This window comes from Opitutales bacterium, from assembly GCA_013215165.1.
In the GTDB taxonomy this organism is placed as follows: Bacteria; Verrucomicrobiota; Verrucomicrobiia; order Opitutales; family JABSRG01; genus JABSRG01.
Genome location: JABSRG010000064.1, coordinates 1 through 20,826 on the forward strand (window position 1 = coordinate 1; position 20,826 = coordinate 20,826).

Annotated in this window: 16 protein-coding genes and 2 tRNA genes; 2 read left to right on the forward strand and 16 right to left on the reverse strand. The window is 50.9% G+C overall.

The features are described from left to right. Positions 1 to 330 precede the first annotated feature (330 nt). A complete protein-coding gene (gene dprA, locus HRU10_12745) occupies positions 331 to 1,311 on the forward strand; it encodes a DNA-protecting protein DprA (protein NRA28099.1) in 981 nt (326 codons plus the stop codon). Between the two features lie 137 nt (positions 1,312 to 1,448). Here the strand turns inward: dprA and HRU10_12750 are convergent, their stop codons facing one another. The 16 genes from HRU10_12750 to HRU10_12825 all read right to left on the reverse strand — a co-directional run bounded on the left by HRU10_12750 (position 1,449) and on the right by HRU10_12825 (position 20,108). Then, positions 1,449 to 2,732 carry an energy transducer TonB gene (locus HRU10_12750; GenBank protein NRA28100.1) on the reverse strand — a complete coding sequence of 428 codons (1,284 nt, stop codon included), beginning with the start codon at positions 2,730 to 2,732 and terminating at the stop codon, positions 1,449 to 1,451. Between the two features lie 313 nt (positions 2,733 to 3,045). Further along, positions 3,046 to 7,164: a DNA-directed RNA polymerase subunit beta' gene (rpoC, locus tag HRU10_12755; protein ID NRA28101.1), complete on the reverse strand. Its 4,119-nt coding sequence runs from the start codon at positions 7,162 to 7,164 to the stop codon at positions 3,046 to 3,048. Positions 7,165 to 7,185: 21 nt separating this feature from the next. After that, a complete protein-coding gene (gene rpoB / locus HRU10_12760) occupies positions 7,186 to 10,959 on the reverse strand; it encodes a DNA-directed RNA polymerase subunit beta (protein NRA28102.1) in 3,774 nt (1,257 codons plus the stop codon). A 200-nt stretch (positions 10,960 to 11,159) separates the two neighbouring features. Continuing rightward, entirely contained in the window at positions 11,160 to 11,540 is a 381-nt protein-coding gene (gene rplL, locus HRU10_12765; GenBank protein ID NRA28103.1) for a 50S ribosomal protein L7/L12, read from the reverse strand. Positions 11,541 to 11,673: 133 nt separating this feature from the next. Further along, positions 11,674 to 12,189 (reverse strand): 50S ribosomal protein L10, encoded by a 516-nt coding sequence (locus HRU10_12770; GenBank protein ID NRA28104.1) that lies wholly within the window; start codon positions 12,187 to 12,189, stop codon positions 11,674 to 11,676. A gap of 13 nt (positions 12,190 to 12,202) precedes the next feature. After that, entirely contained in the window at positions 12,203 to 12,895 is a 693-nt protein-coding gene (locus tag HRU10_12775) for a 50S ribosomal protein L1 (protein NRA28105.1), read from the reverse strand. A gap of 35 nt (positions 12,896 to 12,930) precedes the next feature. Beyond that, the gene (gene rplK, locus HRU10_12780) at positions 12,931 to 13,356 is read right to left on the reverse strand and encodes a 50S ribosomal protein L11 (protein ID NRA28106.1); all 426 of its coding nucleotides are present in this window, start codon (positions 13,354 to 13,356) and stop codon (positions 12,931 to 12,933) included. A gap of 57 nt (positions 13,357 to 13,413) precedes the next feature. After that, positions 13,414 to 13,980 carry a transcription termination/antitermination factor NusG gene (gene nusG / locus HRU10_12785; GenBank protein NRA28107.1) on the reverse strand — a complete coding sequence of 189 codons (567 nt, stop codon included), beginning with the start codon at positions 13,978 to 13,980 and terminating at the stop codon, positions 13,414 to 13,416. An 8-nt stretch (positions 13,981 to 13,988) separates the two neighbouring features. Further along, positions 13,989 to 14,195, reverse strand: a complete 207-nt coding sequence (secE, locus tag HRU10_12790) for a preprotein translocase subunit SecE (GenBank protein NRA28108.1) — start codon at positions 14,193 to 14,195, stop codon at positions 13,989 to 13,991. 9 nt (positions 14,196 to 14,204) lie between these two features. After that, positions 14,205 to 14,280 (reverse strand) — tRNA-Trp (locus tag HRU10_12795). An 83-nt stretch (positions 14,281 to 14,363) separates the two neighbouring features. Continuing rightward, positions 14,364 to 15,554: an elongation factor Tu gene (gene tuf, locus HRU10_12800; protein NRA28109.1), complete on the reverse strand. Its 1,191-nt coding sequence runs from the start codon at positions 15,552 to 15,554 to the stop codon at positions 14,364 to 14,366. Positions 15,555 to 15,597: 43 nt separating this feature from the next. Then, positions 15,598 to 15,673 (reverse strand) — tRNA-Thr (locus HRU10_12805). Positions 15,674 to 15,791: 118 nt separating this feature from the next. After that, the gene (locus HRU10_12810) at positions 15,792 to 16,469 is read right to left on the reverse strand and encodes a hypothetical protein (GenBank protein NRA28110.1); all 678 of its coding nucleotides are present in this window, start codon (positions 16,467 to 16,469) and stop codon (positions 15,792 to 15,794) included. A 31-nt stretch (positions 16,470 to 16,500) separates the two neighbouring features. After that, positions 16,501 to 16,977 carry a hypothetical protein gene (locus tag HRU10_12815; GenBank protein NRA28111.1) on the reverse strand — a complete coding sequence of 159 codons (477 nt, stop codon included), beginning with the start codon at positions 16,975 to 16,977 and terminating at the stop codon, positions 16,501 to 16,503. Next, positions 16,967 to 17,611, reverse strand: a complete 645-nt coding sequence (locus HRU10_12820; GenBank protein NRA28112.1) for a MotA/TolQ/ExbB proton channel family protein — start codon at positions 17,609 to 17,611, stop codon at positions 16,967 to 16,969. Before HRU10_12820 ends, HRU10_12815 begins: the two co-directional genes overlap by 11 nt. Positions 17,612 to 17,621: 10 nt before the next feature. Continuing rightward, on the reverse strand, positions 17,622 to 20,108 hold the full coding sequence (locus tag HRU10_12825) for a tetratricopeptide repeat protein (GenBank protein NRA28113.1): 2,487 nt from the start codon (positions 20,106 to 20,108) through the stop codon (positions 17,622 to 17,624). Positions 20,109 to 20,224: 116 nt separating this feature from the next. Between HRU10_12825 and HRU10_12830 the strand changes: the two genes are divergently transcribed. Beyond that, positions 20,225 to 20,542: a hypothetical protein gene (locus tag HRU10_12830; GenBank protein ID NRA28114.1), complete on the forward strand. Its 318-nt coding sequence runs from the start codon at positions 20,225 to 20,227 to the stop codon at positions 20,540 to 20,542. Positions 20,543 to 20,826 lie beyond the last annotated feature (284 nt).

The following is a 20,826-nucleotide window of genomic DNA, read 5'->3' on the forward strand; positions in this document are numbered from 1 at the left end:
GACTTCCTTGATCGGAAGTCCGCCAGAGCCAACCACTTTTTAATTTTTTAGCGCATCCCTATGGGATGGCTGTGAACTTAATTAGGAATTATCAGTTTAAGCAACTATATTTGAATGTTTAAAAAAGATGTATCATTACACAAAACTTCTTTCTCAAACCTCACTGCACAATCGAAGTCAGATTGAAAACCTGGTCATTGGATACGTTCCTAAAAGGTGGATGCCGAAACACACGCAGCTCTTGTTTTTAATGCCTTACCTCACTGGGGCCCTATCCGTCTACGTCGATTGATGGAGACGCACGGATGCTCTATTTCTGATTGTCTCAAAATGAAAAAATCGGAGCTGATCGGAATCCGCGACATCGGAACTAAGGCGATTCAATCCCTACTCCAATGGGATAGTATAGTCGATACCGACAAAGAGATCAGAAAGATAGGCCAGTATGGTTTACGGTTTGTGGGCAAGAGTGATTCTGAGTATCCTGAAAGACTCCGACATCTGCCCGACGCCCCAATCGGACTGTATTGGAAAGGAGATCTGGGGGCATCTCATGCGGACGTCGCGATCATAGGCAGTCGACGGACTACTCCATATGGACGAAAGATCGCTAATGAATGGGCCAGAACTCTTTCCTCGGCTGGAGTCACGGTTATCAGTGGTATGGCTCGGGGTATTGATGCCGAAGCTCACAGGGGTGCTCTCGAGGAGAGGGGCTCAACGATCGCAGTGATGGGATCGGGATTTGATCGCATCTACCCACCCGAGCACCTCGAGCTCTTCGAACAGATAAGCGTAAAGGGAGCTGTGATCTCCGAATTCTCTTTTGGAACCGCAGCAAGCAAGACCTCCTTCCCCATGCGGAACCGCATCGTCTCCGGGATAGCCCGTGTAGTGCTCGTGGTGGAAACCGATGTGAAAGGCGGCAGCATGATCACCGCAAAGTTTGCCGCCGAACAGGGAAAGACAGTATGCGCCGTTCCCGGACGTATCGACTCCACGGCGAGCGCTGGCTGTCACCAACTCATTCGCGATGGAGCTATTTTAGTATCAAAACCTGACGAGATATTAGAAGAACTCGACTGGAACAGCCAACCCGAGCTGTTCGCCTCGCTCGCAGCCGAAAGCAAACAAGCAACCGGCCCAGAGTCAGAAATTCTCAAAGAACTTCAAGGCGGCGAGATCATAAGCACAGATGCTATGGTAGACAAAACCAGCCTAACTTTCAGCGCCGTGAGCAGCAGCCTAATGATGCTCGAACTACAAGGTCTCGTCGCACGCCGGTCCGACGGTGCATATGAGCTGGCTTGAGCTTGGGCATATGCTATCTCTAAGCGAATTGCAAATGAACCAACAATACTCGATGATTCCTCTTTATATGAGAAATGTAAGGATATGGCGCTTCAACTGATGGAAGAAGAGAGAGCAAACACATTAAAGGTTATTTATTAATCTAAGCGGAAGCTTAGTATTTGAGTGTAACGCATCCTAATAGGAACATCATTCACAGAAGCAGGAGAGAAAACAACTCTCTCGATTGCTCGTTCGGCCGCTTCGGAAAATTTCGGGTCGCTTGACTCAATTACTTTAACCAATGAAGCACTGCCATCTGTGTGGACATCGATAAGGGCTCTAACCGCTCCTTGGATTCGACGACTTTTTAATTCTAACGGATATTCAAGACGAACTGGTGACTTGCGAACCGCCTGTCTGTATCTGAATAATTCACCACGTTCATCTTGTAAACGTGTTCTACCATCTTCATTTAAGACGATCGTTATTAACTCAGTATTGGCCGAATCTTGCGACTCGTCGGACAGTGCTTTTGATTGCCATTTCCGTATGTTCGCAATTACTGAAAATGTGAGCTGAAAGGGGGTGTTTTCAGTCAAAGGAACGACCGAATTAACCCTCCCAGAAGGCGACCACATGATCGCATATCTAAATTCCCCAGGAGCTAAACTACTTATAAGTTCGCTCTGGGCATCGCTATCAAAACCGAACCACTCTCTTGTAGCAAAATCATCATACCCATGGTTCGAAGCAAGGGTCGCATCAATACGGAGTCGCATTTTACAAGCGGTGGGTTCTCCATTTACTTTCAGCGGGGTAAACTTAAACACATCGAGTTGTTCTGCAAAATAATTTTTTACAACTACCCTGCCGGAGTCGGACCTTGACCTTATTTTTGTGGTATTTCCTTCCGCATCAACATGGAAAGTAAACAGACTGGGCCCACCGCTATCAACTGTGTTAAGTGTTCGTATCCTACCAATCACTTTAGAATCAAGAGACCAATTCGCAACAGGAAGAACTAGATCCCCATCATGCTTACTTACTAGGTATAAGTAGTCTTTGAAATACAATTTTTTATGACTCCAAACAGGAGTACCCATATACTTTGCAGGATTTAATTTCCATCTAAGAAGAGCCTGCCTTATTGGCTCTTTCCATTCAGATGCATTTGCGTATCTCGGTCCGATCGAACGAATACCTCCAGTATCATCAACCACGAGATCAAATGCAGGAGATTGCTTATCTTTTTGGGGATCTCTTCCAAATACTGGCAGCACAAATTCATTCGTGTATGCCTCACTTACCTTTGAGAAAATGTTATCGTAAAAATTTTGGACAACCTCCTCGGCAGTTTGAATCCCAGCCGAATAAGAAATCGTAGTAAAACTAAATGAGAGTAGAATAGTAACAAAAATACCGGGATTTTTGAGCTTCATATTATTTTTCTAATGTCTTAGATTTTTCTCCCATTAGATCTGCGGTTTCAAGTCGGATTTCACTACTGAAACGAGTATTTTTCGATACCCATCGGCATCTGACAAATCATGAATACAATCCCCCTCGCACTCACAGAGGCTCCACCACAACTTGATGCAGGATGCCTTCTCATTGAGAGTGATCGTAAGGAGGTATTCTAAAGAACCTTTACGTTACGGTAAAACGGATCTTTCGAGCTAGGCTGACAAAAAAAAGCCCTGAGAGCACAAGGCTCTCAGGGCTTTGAAATAATAGTCTAATTGGTATACTAGCCTATCCGACCAAGTCGCCCGATGATGATGCCTCGGTTCCGCCCTCGAATGAGGCACCGAGGGTGTCGATTTTGAGGCGGCGATATTTTGGCAGACCTGTTCCCGCAGGAATTAGGTTACCCATGATCACGTTCTCCTTGAAGCCCTTGAGGCGATCGACCTTACCCAATGTAGAAGCATCAGTCAGGACGCGTGTCGTCTCTTGGAAGGACGCCGCAGAAATGAAGGATTCGGTCTCGACTGAAGCCTTGGTGATCCCGAGAAGGATCGGCTCGCCTTCAGCAGCCTTACCCCCTGCGTCAATAATCTCTTCGTTGGCTTCGAGGAACTGGTGACGGTAGATTTGTTCACCCCAGAAGAAATCGGAGTCACCTGGATCGGTGATACGGACCTTCTTGAGCATCTGTGCCACGATGACCTCGATGTGCTTATCATCGATCGTCACCCCTTGCATGCGGTAGACCTTCTGGATCTCTGTGATGAGATACTCATAGCAATGAGCGTTACCTAAGATATCGAGAATCTCATGCGGATCCGCAGCACCCTCAGTAAGGAACTGTCCCTTGGACACAAGGTCGCCAGGCTGCACGATGATGTGCTTACCATGCGGGATCAGGTGTTCTTCGCTGTTCTCGTCTGAATCGGTCACAACGAGACGCTTCTTACCGCGGAGCATACCGTTCATTGAAACGATACCCGAGATCTTTGACATCTCAGCTGCTTCTTTGGGTCGGCGCGCTTCGAAGAGCTCGGCGACACGGGGCAGACCGCCGGTAATGTCCTGAGTCTTGGAAGCCTGACGTGGCGTCTTCGCGAGCAGGGCACCCGCCGCGATATCGTCACCTTCGTTCACAACTACCTGAGCGCCAGTCGGGATGTTATAAGATGCGACGATCTTACCCTTCTGATCCCGAACTTCGACCATCGGATTGAGGTCTTCCTTGTGTTCGATTACGACGGTCTGGATCGAGCCGGAGGCATCATCCATTTCGCGCTTCACTGTCACACCTGGGATCATGTCATGAAATGAGATGGTTCCAGGACGCTCGGAAAGTATTGGAATGTTGTGTGGATCCCATTGCGCGAGCACGGCACCCTTAGTGATTTCTTGACCATCTCCGATGAAGACAGCGGAACCGGCTACAATGTTGTAGTGCTCGAGCTCTCTACCTTCGTCGTCTGTGATTGTAATCGAACCAGTCTTGTTGAGAACCACGACAGCGCCCTGTCCGACTTCTACAGTCCGTAATCCCTTGAAGTTTACGATACCATCGCTGCGGACGATGATTTGCGGCTCTTTCATGACCGAGCTGGCAATACCACCGATGTGGAAGGTCCGCATGGTCAACTGGGTGCCTGGCTCACCGATGGATTGGGCGGCGATAATTCCGACGGAGGTACCGACTTCAACCATTGAGCTCGTGCCTGGGTCGATACCATACTCGAGCGCGGTCATACCATGCTCAATGCGCGTGCTCAGGGCAGACATAACCTTGATGCGCTCGATGCCCAGATTCTCGATCTTTTCGCCGATATCTGGAGTAATCAATTCGCCAGCGCCGATGATAAGCTCATCTGAATCGAGCGGGCTGTAGACATCAAGAGTCGAGCAACGACCGATGATGCGCTCCTTCAGGCTTACGATCTGATCGTCGCCTTCATAAATGGCTTCTTTCCAGATGCCGTCGCGACGCCCGTCATCGATGTCAACGATTGTGCAGTCCATGGCGACGTCACACAGTTTTCGTGTCAGATAACCCGCATCCGCTGTCTTAAGCGCCGTGTCCGCCAGTCCCTTACGGGCACCGTGAGTCGAGATGAAGTATTCGAGAACTGTTAGGCCTTCGCGGAAAGATGACAAAATCGGACGTTCGATAATTTCACCGGAAGGTTTAGCCATCAATCCACGTGTTCCACACAATTGACGCACCTGCTGACGGTTACCCCGCGCACCTGAGTCCATCATGATGTAAACGGGGTTAATCGCTTCGCGACCATCGTTGTCATCCAGACAGTTGAACACAGCCTTAGCGATCGTATCGGTAGCGTTTGTCCAGATTTCAATGATCTTGTTATAGCGCTCACCGGTGGTAATGATACCCCGTTTGTATTGCGCATCGACTTCCTCGATCCGCTTGCGAGCTGCTTTCACGATATCCACCTTTTCATCCGGGATGATCATATCCTGGATACCAATCGAAATACCGGCATGCATCGCGATCTTGAAGCCGAGAGCCTTCAGGCGGTCGAGTGTCTCAATGGTCTCCTCCTTACCGCACTTCTTATAGGTCGACATGATCACCTCACCGAGCATCTTTTTGCCAACGGTGAAGTTAATGAAGCCAAGCTCTTTCGGCCAAATGGTGTTGAAGATAATCCGTCCGAGTGTGGTGCGAATGATTCGCTTTTCCGATTCACCGTAAACCGTCTCTGGGCTTCCGTAGTCAGGATTAGCATAATCGACCCATGAATCCTTTTGGATGTCCCCTTCGATCTCTGCAACGAGAGCTTCTTCGAGGCTCCCGATGAGCGGTACGCGCTGACCTTCAGCAGGCTTAATCCTAGGCTCACAGGTAATATAATACATACCGAGCACAACGTCCTGAGACGGGGTCAAAATCGGCTTACCACTGGAGGGCGAGAAGATATTGTGTGTCGCCATCATGAGCAGTTTGGCTTCCATGATCGCCTCAAGCGAGAGCGGCACGTGCACCGCCATCTGGTCGCCGTCAAAATCGGCGTTATAAGCGGTACAAGTCAATGGGTGGAGCTGGATCGCATCTCCTTCGATCAGGACTGGTTCAAAAGCCTGGATGGAGAGTCGGTGGAGTGTCGGCGCACGGTTCAGAAGAACCGGGTGCCCCTTCGTCACCTCCTCAAGGATATCCCAGACTTCTGGAGACTTCTTCTCAATCATCTTACGCGCTCCGCGAACTGTATGGACAAAACCGAGTTCCTTGAGGCGACGAATAATGAATGGCTCGAACAAAACGAGGGCCATTTTCTTGGGAAGTCCGCACTGGTGCAGTTTCAACTCGGGTCCGATCACAATGACGGAACGACCAGAATAATCGACACGCTTTCCAAGAAGATTCTGGCGGAAGCGACCTTGCTTACCCTTAAGCATATCACTCAAAGACTTGAGTGGACGGTTCCCAGCACCGGTGACGGCACGACCATGACGGCCATTGTCGAACATGGCATCTACCGCCTCCTGGAGCATCCGCTTCTCATTGTGGATGATCACGTCAGGAGTCTTGAGCTGAAGCAGGTTCTTCAATCGGTTGTTCCGGTTGATGACACGGCGATACAGGTCGTTGAGATCAGAAGTCGCGAAACGACCACCCTCAAGAGGAACGAGTGGGCGCAGGTCTGGTGGGACCACAGGAAGCACTTCGAGGATCATCCACTCGGGACGTGTGCCCGACTCGATGAAACCCTGAATGACCTTTAAACGCTTTGAGATCTTCTTTTTGATCTGCTTTGAGCGGGTGGCGTGCATCTGCTCATGAAGCTCATCCACTGCGCCTTCTAGATCCATGCCTTCAAGAGCATCGCGCAGGGCTTCGGCTCCCATTTTTGCAACGAAGGCATCCTCGCCGTATTCGTCGCAAGCCTGGAGATACTCCTGTTCGGTCAGCAACTGCTTCTCTTCCAGCGGCGTCTTGCCTGGATCCACTACCATGTAGTTTTCGTAGTAGATCACACGCTCTAGGTTACGCGCGGTGACGTCGAGGAGCAGTCCCAAGCGACTGGGCATGCTCTTCAGGAACCAGATGTGAGAAACAGGGACGGCAAGCTCAATGTGTCCCATGCGCTCGCGGCGCACACGCGATACAGTGACTTCTACGCCACAACGGTCGCAGACGACACCCTTGTATTTGATGCGCTTGTATTTACCGCAGGCACATTCGTAGTCGCGAACGGGTCCGAAAATACGTTGGCAAAACAGACCGCCGGGTTCGGGCTTAAAAGTCCGATAATTAATGGTCTCGGGATTTTTGACCTCACCACGTGACCAGGAGCGAATCGTGTCAGGAGAGGCAACGGTGATCGAGACGCTGTCGAAGGACTGGTTGGATTCCAATCCGAGGGTATCTTGAAGTTGTTCCGTAATCATAGCTATGGGCGGTGGAGCTGGTTAAATGGCTTCGATGCTGGTTTCCTTTGTGAGGCGGACATCCAGACAGAGGGACTGCATCTCCTTCATCAATACGTTGAAGGACTGCGGGGTGCCCGCTTGCAGAGTGTTGTCTCCCTTGACGAGAGATTCGTAAATCTTGGTCCGGCCCTGAACATCGTCAGACTTGACCGTGAGAAGTTCCTGGAGGGTGTAGGCAGCACCATAAGCTTCGAGCGCCCATACCTCCATTTCTCCGAAACGCTGACCACCGTATTGGGCTTTACCACCCAAGGGCTGCTGTGTGATGAGGCTGTATGGACCAACGGCGCGTGCGTGAATCTTGGACGCCACAAGGTGGTTCAGCTTCATCATATACATGTAGCCGACAACCACGGGTTGATCGAACGCATCGCCAGAACGGCCATCATAGAGCTGGGACTTACCGGTCTCGGGGAGTCCAGCATCCTTCATATAGTTCCAAATGCGATCTTCAGGAATGCCATCAAAGACTGGGGTCGCTACTTTGATGCCGAGCTTGCTACAGGCCCAACCCAGGTGCGTCTCCAAAACCTGGCCGACATTCATCCGCGAGGGAACACCGAGTGGGTTTAGGCAAATCTCGATCGGTGTGCCGTCGGGAAGATAAGGCATATCTTCCTCAGGGACGATCTTAGCGACGACACCCTTATTACCGTGGCGTCCGGCCATCTTATCACCCACCTGCATTTTGCGCTTTGTGGCGATGTAGACCTTCACATTCTTGACGACCCCTGAGTCGAGGTCTTCGCCCGTCTCGATCCCTGAGATCTTGCGCTCCCGTTCCGTCTCAAATTCCTCGAACTTACTCTGATAGTTACCGACGATCTCCATGATTTTGATTTTCACCGGAGAGGGGTCGATATCGATGTTGCGCGAGACAGCAGCCAGGCGACGGAGCAAAGTCTTGGTGATCTTGCGGTTTGCGGGAATAATGACTTCGCCTGTGTCGCCGTTCTTGACGTCTAAAGGAATTTTCTCTCCAAGCAGAATGTTAGAGAGCGACTCTGTGAGGTCTTCGCGGAGACGATCCGTCTGTGAGCGGTATTCTTCGTTGATCTTCTTGATCTGTCGGCGGCGGTCGCTTGGTGACATACGCTCCTTCTCAGCATCAAGGCGAGAGGAGACTTTTACGTCCATTACGATGCCATAAACACCGGAGGGGACGAGCAGAGAGGTGTCTTTTACATCGGCGGCCTTCTCACCAAAGATCGCTCGAAGGAGCTTCTCTTCAGGAGCCAGCTCAGTCTCCGATTTCGGCGTAATCTTACCGACGAGAATATCACCTGGCTTTACCTCGGCACCAACGCGGATGACACCGTCATGGTTTAGGTTACGCAGGCCCTCCTCACCGATATTGGGAATATCACGCGTGATTTCTTCAGGCCCGAGTTTTGTATCGCGAGCGGTTACATCGAACTCTTCGACGTGAATGGACGTGTAGATGTCTTCCTTCAACACCTTCTCGGAGATGAGAATAGCATCTTCGAAATTGTATCCATTCCAAGGCATGAAAGCTACTAGGACATTGCGGCCCAATGCGATCTCACCGTTTTGAGTCGCCGCCCCGTCTGCCAAGACATCGCCTTGAACTACCTTCTGACCGCGTTTTACTATCGGCTTTTGGTTGAAACAGGTACCGTTATTAGAGCGCATAAACTTGCGGAGATTATGGACGTGGATGCCCTTCTTCTCGTCGGTTTTTGGACTCTTTTCAAAATTCTTCGGAAGCTCACCGTCAGTGGTGACGACAATACGGCGTGAATCACACTGAGCGATCACCCCATCTATCTGTGCCACTTCGATCGTGCGTGAATCTTCAGCGACGCGACGCTCGATACCCGTTCCAACAAAAGGAGAGTCTGTGCGAAGCAACGGCACGCCTTGACGTTGCATGTTTGAGCCCATGAGTGCGCGGTTCGCATCATCGTGCTCGAGGAAGGGAATAAGACCCGCCGCCACAGAAACGACCTGCTTAGGCGAAACGTCCATATACTTCACCTTCTCGGGCTCAACTTCCATCACCTCGTCGCGGTAACGCGCGATTACTTTACCGACGAAGTTGTTGTTCTTATCTAGAACAGAATTAGCCTGAGCAACGATATGGGGCTCTTCTTGGTCGGCGTTAAGATACTCGATTTCGTCGGTTACGACACCTTCCACAACCTTGCGGTAAGGGGTCTCTATGAAACCGAACTCGTTGATGCGCGAGTAGGTGGAAAGTGAGTTGATGAGACCGATATTGGGACCTTCAGGAGTCTCGATCGGACAAATACGACCGTAGTGCGAAGGATGCACGTCCCGCACCTCAAATCCTGCACGCTCACGATTCAATCCACCGGGTCCAAGCGCTGAAAGACGACGTTTGTGGGTCAGCTCAGCAAGCGGGTTGATCTGATCCATGAACTGGCTCAGTTGGCTTCGTGCGAAGAAATCACGGATCACTGTGCTCAGTGCCTTAGGATTGATCAACTTCTGGGGCGTGATTGAATCAACACTTTGATCATAAAGAGTCATGCGCTCTTTGACGAGGCGCTCGGTCCGTGCAAGTCCAACGCGGCACTGGTTAGCAAGGAGTTCACCGACAGTGCGCACACGACGTGCACCCAGGTGGTCGATATCATCAACGAATCCATCGCCTCGCTTTAGCTTAGTGAGGTATTTCGTTGCCTGAACGACATCCTCCACAGCGATGAGGCGGAATTCGATATCGGTCTCAAGGCCAAGCTTTTGGTTCAGCTTGTAACGCCCAACCCGTCCGAGGTCGTAGCGTTTTGGATCGAGGAAGAGACGCTTGATCAACGCCTTGGCATTGGCCGTTGTAGGCGGCTCGCCAGGACGGAGGCGCTTGTAAATATCTTTAAGGGCTTCCTCTTCGTTGCGTGTCGGGTCCTTTTTGATCGCCCGAATGATAGCTCCGTCATCGATGTTGGTATCGATCGCAGTAATCTTTGTGACACCCGTCTCTTCGATAGCGCGAATGATCGTCTTGGTAAGGGGCTCGAAGGCGCGGGCGAGGACAATTCCTTTCTCGGCGTCAACCATGTCCTCGACAAGAACGAAGTGAGACACTAAGTCTAAGCTCAATAGCTCACTCGCGTCTTTTTCACTCACTTCATAGAACAGCTTGAGAATCTCGCTGTCGGTGCTATGACCCATCGCACGCAACAGGGTCGTAACGAGGAACTTGCGGCGGCGACGACGACGGTCGAGGTAGACGTAGAGCAAATCGTTTTGGTCGAATTGGACTTCGAGCCATGTTCCGCGGTCAGGAATAATCCGGAACGCATGAAGCATTTTGCCCGAGGTGTGTGGGGTCTCCTCGAAACAGATTCCGGGTGAACGGTGAAGCTGGCTGACGATCACCCGTTCCGCACCATTGATAATAAAAGAACCGCGTTCAGTCACCGCGGGCAGCTCACCCATGTAGATCTCTTCGTCCTTAATCTGGTCTTCCTCACGGAGACGTAGCTTGACGTAGAGCGAAATGGAGAAGGTTACGCCCTCGCGCAGACACTCAAGCTCGCTCAAACGTGACTCCGCGAGTGAGTAATTGAGGTATTCAAGCGTGCAGCGACCATCATAAGACTCGATCGGAAATACTTCCCGAAAAACGGCCTCTAAGCCCACATTGCCTCTTTGGCTCGCTGGCTTGTCCAGCTGGAGAAATTCTCTGAAAGAAGTGATCTGGTTTTCGATCAGATTTGGAGGCTGGATGACCTCCTGAAGCGTTCCGAAGTTGATGCGCTCTGACATAATAGCGGTGATAGTGTGTTGAGTAAGTGGAAGAGAACTTGGAACGGGAAACAGATCAGACTATGACTGGTTCCCGTTCCAAACTCAAAAGATGGAGAAATCGAGAAGATTGAAGACAGCGAAGCACACCAGCCATACAGACTGGTGTGCATACGTAAAGAGAAGGATGTATGAATTTCTCTGTTTGCAAAAAAGGGTCGTTATTTGACTTCGACCTTCGCGCCAGCGGCCTCGAGCTTTTTCTGGAGTTCCTCGGCTTCGTCTTTGGAAACACCTTCCTTGATGGGCTTGGGAGCACCTTCAACGAGTTCCTTCGCTTCCTTAAGGCCAAGTCCGGTAATTCCGCGAACTTCCTTAATAACAGCGATCTTGTTGCTTCCGAATTCAGCGAGGATGACGTCGAATTCAGTCTTTTCCTCAGCAGGAGCAGCTTCGCCTCCAGCAGCAGCACCCGGTGCAGCAGCAACAGCGACAGGAGCAGCAGCGCTCACGCCCCACTTTTCTTCGAGTTCTTTGACGAGACCGGCGACTTCAAGAACGCTTTGAGCGCTGAGCCAGTCGATTACTTGTTCTTTTGTGATATCTGACATGTGTCCTCCTTGAATGGTTAGCGCCTTGCGGCATTTAAGGGAAATTCCCCTAACCTTATTCTTTGGATGGTTAGTATTGTATTCGAGAAACAGCCCCAAATTAATCGGGACTGAAAGTTTAGAGTTAGGAATCGCCCTGTTCTTCCTTCGCCTTCAAGAGGTTCAGGACGGAAACAGGAACGGCATTGAGTACGGATACGAAAGATTGAGCAGGTGTATTCAAGAGGCCCATGAGCTGAGCGCGCAATACATCTAGAGATGGGAGCTTCGACAGCGCCTCTATCTCCTCAGCATTCAGCAAACGCTCATTGAGAGCGCCCCCTTTGAGTTCTACCTTTTCCTTATCCTTGAAGAACTTGCCGAGCACCTTAGCTACGCCTGATGGATTGTTACCTCCAACGATAATAGCAGTGGGGCCAGTCAGCCAATCACCCATCTCTGGGAGATCGCGCGTCTTCGCTGCGACATTCAGAATACTGTTCTTCACAACGTGAAATTCAGCATCAAATTCAGACAACGAAGCACGGAGTTCTTCAGTTTCTTCAACCGTGATACGGCTGTAATTAGTGAGAAATACGTAGTCAGACTTATCCAACTGAGTATTCACTTCGGCCAATAGAAATTCTTTTTCAGCTCTCATGTAGACAGACCTCCTAAAAGCTTCCGAAAACGGTAGATTCCAACTTTACGCTGGGACTCATGGATGCAGATACGGCCATGCTCTTTATATAGCGACCCGCAAATGCTTCAGGACGTGCTTTACCGATTGAGTCGATGGCAGTCTTGACGTTCTCAACGATCTGTTCGTTTCCAAACGACTTTTTGCCACAGACCACTGAGATATTGGCAGTCTTGTCCATCTTGTATTCTACCTGGCCAGCTTTCACAGCTTGGATGCCCGCGGCCAGGTCATCTGTTACCGTTCCCGACTTGGGGTTCGGCATGAGTCCGCGAGGACCGAGCACGCGTGCTACGGAGCGGACGAGTTTCATTGCTGCCGGTGTGGCGATCGCCTTGTCGAAATCGATCCATCCATCTTGGACCTTAGCGATCATATCCTCCAAACCTGCGAAGTCGGCACCGGCTGCGATGGCTTCCTCAGGTTTGTCGGTGAAAGCAAGGACCACGACCTTCCGACCACTACCGTGAGGAAGTGAAACTGTGCCACGTACCATTTGATCACTCTGGCGAGGATCAACATGAAGGTGAGCTGACAGTTCGATGGTCTCGTCAAACTTGGGCGAAGGCATCTGCTTGAGCAGATTGACAGCTTCTTCCAGAGAATAGCCCTGAGTCAGATCACCGACTTCGAGTGCTTTCTGGTAGCGTTTGCTTAGTTTTACCATGTTGTGTGTGCGTTAATTCGCTCGAAACAGAGCGCTTATTCTTCAATTTCGATACCCATGCTTTGCGCGGTACCGATGATCATACGGGCTGCTGCCTCGGGGTCTGAAGCGTTGAGGTCGTTCTGCTTGATCTTCACGATCTCGAGAACTTGCTCTTTGGTGACTTTACCCACCTTGTCCTTGTTGGGAACGCCAGAACCTTTGGCCAAACCTGCCGCTTTCTTGAGGAGTACGGCAGCAGGAGGACTCTTGAGAATGAAGGTGAATGATCGGTCCGCATAAACGGTGATCACCACTGGCAAGATCATGCCAGCTTGGTCCTTTGTTCTCGCGTTGAACTCCTTACAGAAGCCCATGATGTTTACACCCTTCGCGCCAAGAGCCGGCCCTACCGGAGGGGCAGGATTGGCAGATCCAGCGGGAAGCTGTAAACGGATGGTTCCTGTGATTTTCTTTGACATGTTAGTTCGTTTTCGACGGGCGGGACAAAATCCCACCGCAGTTTAGTGAAGGCTTTCTTATTCCTCCTCTGAACGCTCGACCTGCCAGTATTCTAATTCCACTGGGGTGAAGCGTCCAAAAATTGATACAGACACCTTGAGTTTTCCCTTCTCTGGATCGATTTCGTCGATCCGTCCCACCATCGATGCAAAAGGCCCATCGTTAATTTTGACATCCTCGCTGACCTGATAAGTGACTTTGGGCACTTCCTTGCCTTCAGCTTCGCTCGCCTGGCTAATGATTCGGTCGATCTCTGACTTCTTGAGCGGTGTAGGCTGATCGCCACCGACAAAATTGATGACTCCCTGTGCTTCACGCACAAAATACCAAGGCTCCTGAAGGAGTTTTCCTGCTTCATCAAACAGGGTCATGTGCACGAAGATATAACCCGGATAAAATTTGCGCTTACGTTGGGTCTTTTTGCCATTTTTGACCTCAGCCACAGTTTCTTCCGGCATAAGGACCTCGTATACAAATTCGCCCATCTCTTCGATTTCGATGAACTTATCGAGATAGCGTTTAGCCTTGGCCTCCTGATTGGAGAGGCATTGGACGGCAAACCAGTTGGGACCACTGAGAGGCATGACAAAAACTAGTTGCTTACTAGGTTAGTAAACAGCTGAACGACATTCTGGACTGAGAAGTCGGAAAGGCTGGTGAAGGCACCCAAGAGGGCAGTCGCGATCAAAACAATGATCGTAGAACTCTGGAGCTCTTTTCGAGAAGGCCAAGAAGCCTTCTTCAGTTCGCGGATCATTTCACCCCAGAAGATCCTAATGCGCCGAAATGGGTTACTCATAATGTTTGTTGGCAGGAGAGGAGGGATTCGAACCCCCAACTTGCGGTTTTGGAGACCGCTGCTCTACCAATTGAACTACTCTCCTGTATCGTTAGTGTATTTAAAAGGCTAAGCCGGGCCTCCAAAAGAGGCCCGGCCTGATTCAAAAAGTATGAATAAAGTAAGAGACTACTCGACGACTTCAGTGATACGTCCGGCACCAATAGTGCGGCCACCCTCACGGATCGCGAAGCGTTGTCCTTTCTCCATAGCGATCTGCTTTCCGAGCTCGATGGTGATGGTGAGGTTATCACCAGGCATAACCATCTCAACGCCGTCAGGAAGGTTACAGATGCCAGTCACGTCAGCAGTGCCGAAGAAGAACTGAGGACGATAACCGTTGAAGAATGGAGTGTGACGTCCGCCTTCGTCCTTAGAGAGGACATAGAGCTCAGCCTGTGCCTTGCTGTGGGGAGTAATGGACCCTGGCTTTGCAAGGACTTGTCCACGGCTGATGGCAGACTTTTCAACACCACGAAGGAGCAGACCTACATTGTCGCCAGCTTGACCTTGTGGGAGCAGCTTGCGGAACATCTCAACGCCCGTAACTGTGGTTGTCTGGGTGTCGCGCATGCCAACGATTTCGATCTCTTCGCCTACTTTAATAATACCGCGCTCGATACGACCAGTAGCAACAGTTCCGCGACCGGTGATAGAAAACACGTCTTCAACAGACATGAGGAAAGGCTTGTCAATGTCACGCTCAGGAGCAGCGACGTCTGCGTCAACAGCATCGAGAAGCTCAGAAAGGCTATCTACCCACTTTTGCTCGCCATCGATAGCGCCCTTAGCAGAACCGCGCACAACAGTGATGCCATCGCCGTCAAAGTCATACTTGCTGAGAAGATCACGGATCTCCATCTCAACCAGCTCGAGAAGCTCTTCGTCGTCGACAAGGTCAACCTTGTTCATGAACACAACGATTTGAGGCACACCTACCTGGCGAGCCAAAAGGATGTGCTCACGAGTCTGAGGCATGGGGCCGTCAGATGCAGAAACGACCAAGATCGCGCCATCCATCTGAGCAGCACCTGTGATCATGTTCTTTACGAAGTCTGCGTGTCCTGGGCAGTCAACGTGCGCGTAGTGGCGAGCATCAGTTTCATACTCAACGTGTGCTACAGCGATCGTTACTGTCTTAGTTTCGTCACGAACCGTTCCACCCTTCGCGATGTCCGCGTAAGACTTGAACTCAGCAAGGCCCTTGTCTGATTGCACCTTAAGCAGAGCAGTCGTGGTCGTGGTTTTACCGTGGTCAATGTGACCGATGGTGCCCACGTTTACGTGCGGTTTGGTTCTTTCGAATGTTTCCTTAGCCATGGATTGTTAGAGGTTATATGTATGTAAGAAATTAGGTAATTTATGGAGCCCTCGAGCGGACTTGAACCGCCGACCTCGTCCTTACCAAGGACGCGCTCTGCCGACTGAGCTACAAGGGCGCAAAGAGAGAAGTAAATACAGAAACGTCGGAACGTGAAGATTGCCCCATACCTCGTCAACCCCAAAAGGGGACAAAATAAGACGTGTAGTGACTACCGCTTCAACATGCGAAACAGCCTAAGGAACAACTCTCAAAAACAGCGTTCCATCAACCGGAAACACAAAGCCATCTAATGCAAGCTCAACCAGCGCGTCTAAACGCGAATCAAGATCTAAGTTACCAGTCGAAAATTGCCGGATGGGGGCTCCCAACAAAGCACCAAATTCGATGGCCAGCCGATAGTCCACAGCACGAGCGAGTTCATCGATAGCAGAAACGGCCTGATCGATCGGAATCGTCCCCAAACTGTCGCCTGCGGTATTCACCAAAATCCCGTAGAGCTGCTTCTGAGAGGAATTCTCCAAATTTGCCACAGGTGCTTGAAACCAGAAGCGCTCCACCCTCTCCATTGAAGCAAGCTCAGAATCCAGATCAACAGTTGGGAGTTGGACGGGCATTTGAACTGCCCCGGATTCAATGTCTTGAGCAAAGAATGAAAATCGATCCCCGCCGAGCCCCCCGACGGTGCGTTCGAGTCGGCGGCGCGTGTAATTGTTTTCCGTTGGTAAAAAGAGGTGTGATGTATCCGACATCTCCCAGCCTTCGAGCAATTGATCTTGCTCACTCACAAAAAAGAATGAAAAGGCGTCAATTTGCTGCTGTGCAAGACCACCGGAATGTGAATCCAGGTGCCAGGACCAAAGGACGCCCAACCCGATAGCAAGCCATACTCCCACCAATGAAATGGAGAGCATAATGCCGTGACTACCGTGCCGATCCATATGCCTAAATACCTCCGCCCGCCGACCGAGGCCTACGGGCCAGTATAACTTGCTCAAACCCTGCGGCACGTGCTTGCTCTACAATATTCATTAACGACTCAATCTCAGAGTCACGGTCTAGCTTAAGCAGAAGGCTTGTTCGCCGAGTTCCGCGATCCAAGTCTGTCTCAAAATATTTCTCAAACGCCGCCACCAGGCTACCGGCTTCCACCACTTCGCTCTCAAAGAAAAACTGATCGCCAACGATTGTAAGCACAGCGTCTACGCGGAAATATTCTGCTTCTTCGGTCTCGGAAAGCGCAATAGGCACGCCAGGCATAAACACAAAGTCCTCATGCCAAAGCACGCAGAACAGGACTATTAGCAGAGCGTCAAAAAACGGCAGCCAATCCCAACCATCCTGGCGCTTGGCTCGCAGCGCTGCAGACAACCCCAACAGGCTCAAACCCGTCCTGGGACCGCAGTCTTGACTATTCGGCATTGTCGAAGCTCCTTCCTCTTTTGGCTGCTTCAACTGCGGCTAAGAACTCAGCTGCTCCTGACTCTAAATCGTAAACTAGACGATCTAGTCGCGATTGCAGCAAAAGCATCGCGCTGTAGGCTACTAGTGCGACAATAAACCCGAGAGAGGTGGTCACCATTGCCTGGCCCAACAGCCCAAACAGGAAGTCATTACCAGGAAAGGGACCCGCATTTCGCATCTGCAAAAAGGCTGTGGTCATGGGCAAGAGAGTTCCTAGTAGACCCGTCAACGGCGCAATGCGCGCAATCCAACGCAAGCTCCCTACCCGCTTCTCCAACAAAGGCATCTGTAGCCAGGCCGCCTCTCTCATCCTTTCGACGCACTCGCTGCCTGGGCTCTCAATAGCCAAAAGCCCGGCTCGAATCATGCGCGACAAAGGCGCCTTATTCTCCTCACAGACGGTCAAAGCCTCGAGAATCCGCCCTTTCGAAACAAGGTTCAGAATACCGCTCAAAAATTCTTCTTTGCGGATCGTTGAGCGATGCAAAAACAGAAGGCGCTCCACAAAAACAAAACAGCCGATACATCCCAAAATAAGCAGGAGCCACAAAAAGGGTCCACCGAGCTCCCAAAATATCTCCAAAAACTCCATATACTTCAGCTTATTGCCTTAATCGTTCTAAATTTGCGAGAGCAAGGTCACGCCCCGGCAAACCGAGCGAAATCAATCGCTCTAAAGTCAAAATTGCAGCATCCCGATCTCCTTCTACCTCAGCACTGCGCGACAAGTTCAGCAGAGATCGCGCAGCCCAGTAGGCACCGGTGTCCAACGGTTCGTCCGCCTCAAGAGCTCGGTTAGAACGCTCCACCGACGCAAGCCAACTCAATTGTGCGTCCTCGAATCGACCGAGACGCTCAAACAAAGCCCCGAGTTTATACTGCGCCTCAACTTTTAACGCTCTTGGCACACCGCCAAGATCCAACAAACGGACATAAGCGGCCACCGCGTTTTCGAGCCGCGATGAATCGCTACCAGCGGCTAGCGAATCCGCACGCATCATTTCTGCGAGATATAAATCCGAGCGTCCGGCGAAATCCTCAATCACTTGATCCAGCAAGGCACGCGACTCATCAAAACGTCCCGCTTGCCTGAACAACTCAGACTGTCTCAGACGGGCCTGGTACGCCAAAGGTTTATCACCCTCAGCATCGACATACGCCTCGAGCCGCGAAATCGCTAATGTAATATCTCCGCGACGCTGCGCAAAATTCGCGGCTTCAAACGAAGCCACACGCGCCCATTCCGTCTCCGGGTAGGCTTCGGTCAGCGTGTTCATCGCTCCTTCAGCTTCTATTAGTCTCCCGGCCTCGGCATGAAAACGACCTTCGAGCCAATAACTCTTGGGCGTTGCCTGCGTATCAGGATAGCGCTCCCGTAAATTTTGAAGACGTTCCGAGGGGAACTCGGTCCTATTTTTTTCCCATGCCGCCTCAATCGCGATCAGCAAAATCTCTGCGATCACCTCGGCCTCTGACTTATCTCCTAGACCCGTATCCAGAGCATCTACACGCATAATCGCATCGTCATAGCGATCTAGCTCCAAAAGCAACCTGGCCTCCAACCAGGCATACCGGATCAACAAGCCCCCATCGATCAATTCGCTACTCATCACCCGCCGAATCCGCTCGAGCGCGCGCTCTCTATTTCCATCTCGTCGCAGAGCATAAGCTACATTCCATTCTGCTCGCCAGATTTCACCCATGGCTGCAAAGCCGCCGGGCTCACTATCCAACAAGCTTTCAGCCCGTGAGATATCTCCCAAACGAATCAGACACGTGATTTGTTGGAAACGTGCCGTTACCCGCATCTCCACAGAAGCACCTTCACTATCTGAAATAGCACGGTATTGGCCCTCTGCCAGGGCATAATCGCCGCTTAAAAAATAGGCGTCTGCCAGCAGTCTCTGCCAACTCAGGCGATCATCCCGAGATTCTATTTGGCGCAGCACTTCAGCAAAGCGTGATGCTGCTGAACGATAGTTTTGGCGGCGCCATTCAACATAACCCATAACCTCTTGGGCTCTTACAACTAGAGGCGATCCTGGGAAACGCTCCAAAATCCGCTGAGCTGTTGCAAATCCAGATGCCTCATCCCCTTCTTGGACCTCAATCATCGCTCGAAAAAACAAGACCTCAGCAAGAATGGGGTGCTCCGGCAACTGTTCAGACCAACGCCTTAAACGATCCAGGAGTTCGGGATTTTCTGAAACCAAGAGTCGAGACAAGGCAGCGCGGAGGATTTCAGGACTCTGTCCAAAATCTAGGAGATCCAGAAGCAGAGTCCCCGCATCGCCGCCACTCGTGGTCATCATCAATGCCTCTGTCCACAGGAGACGATCCAACAGCTCACGGCGCTCAGCCACCTGGGGCCGCTGCCTCTGCGACTGTAGAACAATTCGAGCCGCGTCTACTTCACCGCGTTTAAATCGAGCAAGCGCTAGTTGTTCAGCAAATTGCACCTCCAGTGCCTGGCCCCGATAAGCATCTAACTGCAAGGAAAGCTCCCTTACCTCCTCATCATTAAGCCCTTCTCCCAGCAATCGATTCCTCTGCAGCAAGAATTCAACGAATGGAATCTGTTCAGCCAAGGCGACTTCCTGAGCCAAGCGAAACGCATTACTCGATTCGGCAGCCTGCCCCGACTGCTCAGCAAGCATGCCGACGACACACCAATACCAGGCTAACCAGCGTTCTTCCAAACGACTCGAATCGATAGATGCCAAAGACAATCGCGCTCTTTCCCAATCCTCGGCATACCAAGCAATCATAGCCTGAAAAAGACTCACACGCTCTGGAACAAGCCCCAGTGATGTTAATTCCTCAACAACGCTCGCAGTTTCCTCTGACTGTCCTCTCGCCAAATAGAGCTCAGCGAGCCTAGAAATCCAGTAGATCCTATCGTCTGTGCTAAGCTCAGGATCGTCGAGAATCTGTAAGATAATCGCATCAGATTGATTCAAGCCCAATGCGATCGCTTCGTTTGCGAGGACCTGTAGATCTGCTTCCTGCTGAGCTGTGCTCGTCTCGTCCGGCAAAAATGGCACGGGCACTTGACCGAACACGGAGGTGAAGATGCCCACAGTAAGCATCAAAAACACTGTGTAGTGTTTGCAAGGAAAGCGTGTCCGCAAAATCTCCACTCTCTCGAACCAAGCAACTCTGCGCGTCCGGGCAATACCCAAAAAAGAAAGCGACACCCGTAGGGATGACGCTTTCTGAAAAAGTTGTTGGTGACTTTGCTCCAGACGAAGCTATCCTACCACTGACGCTTTTTGTGGCGGTTTTCTTTACTGCGCTTGCGGCGCTTGTGTTTGCTCATCTTGAGACGACGCTTCTTTTTGAGATTGCCCATAAAATATCTAAAAATTGGAAAGGGAGAAAAATTAGGCACTCGCAAAAATTGACAAGCCTTATTTTTGGTTTGCTGAAAAAAAAGGGGTGTGACCAGAAGTGCGTGGAGTCATGGGGCCTCTTTGAGCCATTCTTGACTTTCGATGTAGGTGGTGTGGTCGACTCTGGCTGAGATTAAGGCATCTGCGTTTGCTGTGAGCCAAGCCATGCCCGGGCCTTTAAGACGTTGCTTTATGATTTGCTTGTGTGCACTTTCGACCATCCCCGAGCCTGCAGGCAGGCAGGTTGCTTTCGCGGGCCTTGGGATAGTCAAGTTGCTCTTTTCGATTATTGAACCCGGATTATCCCGGATTATGTATTAGCGGATCATCAAAAGTGTTTTTTCGCGCTCCGAATCGAAGTTCAACTCTACTTCAAAGACTCCGGCGCTTTCAAGATCAGCTGGATGACATATTC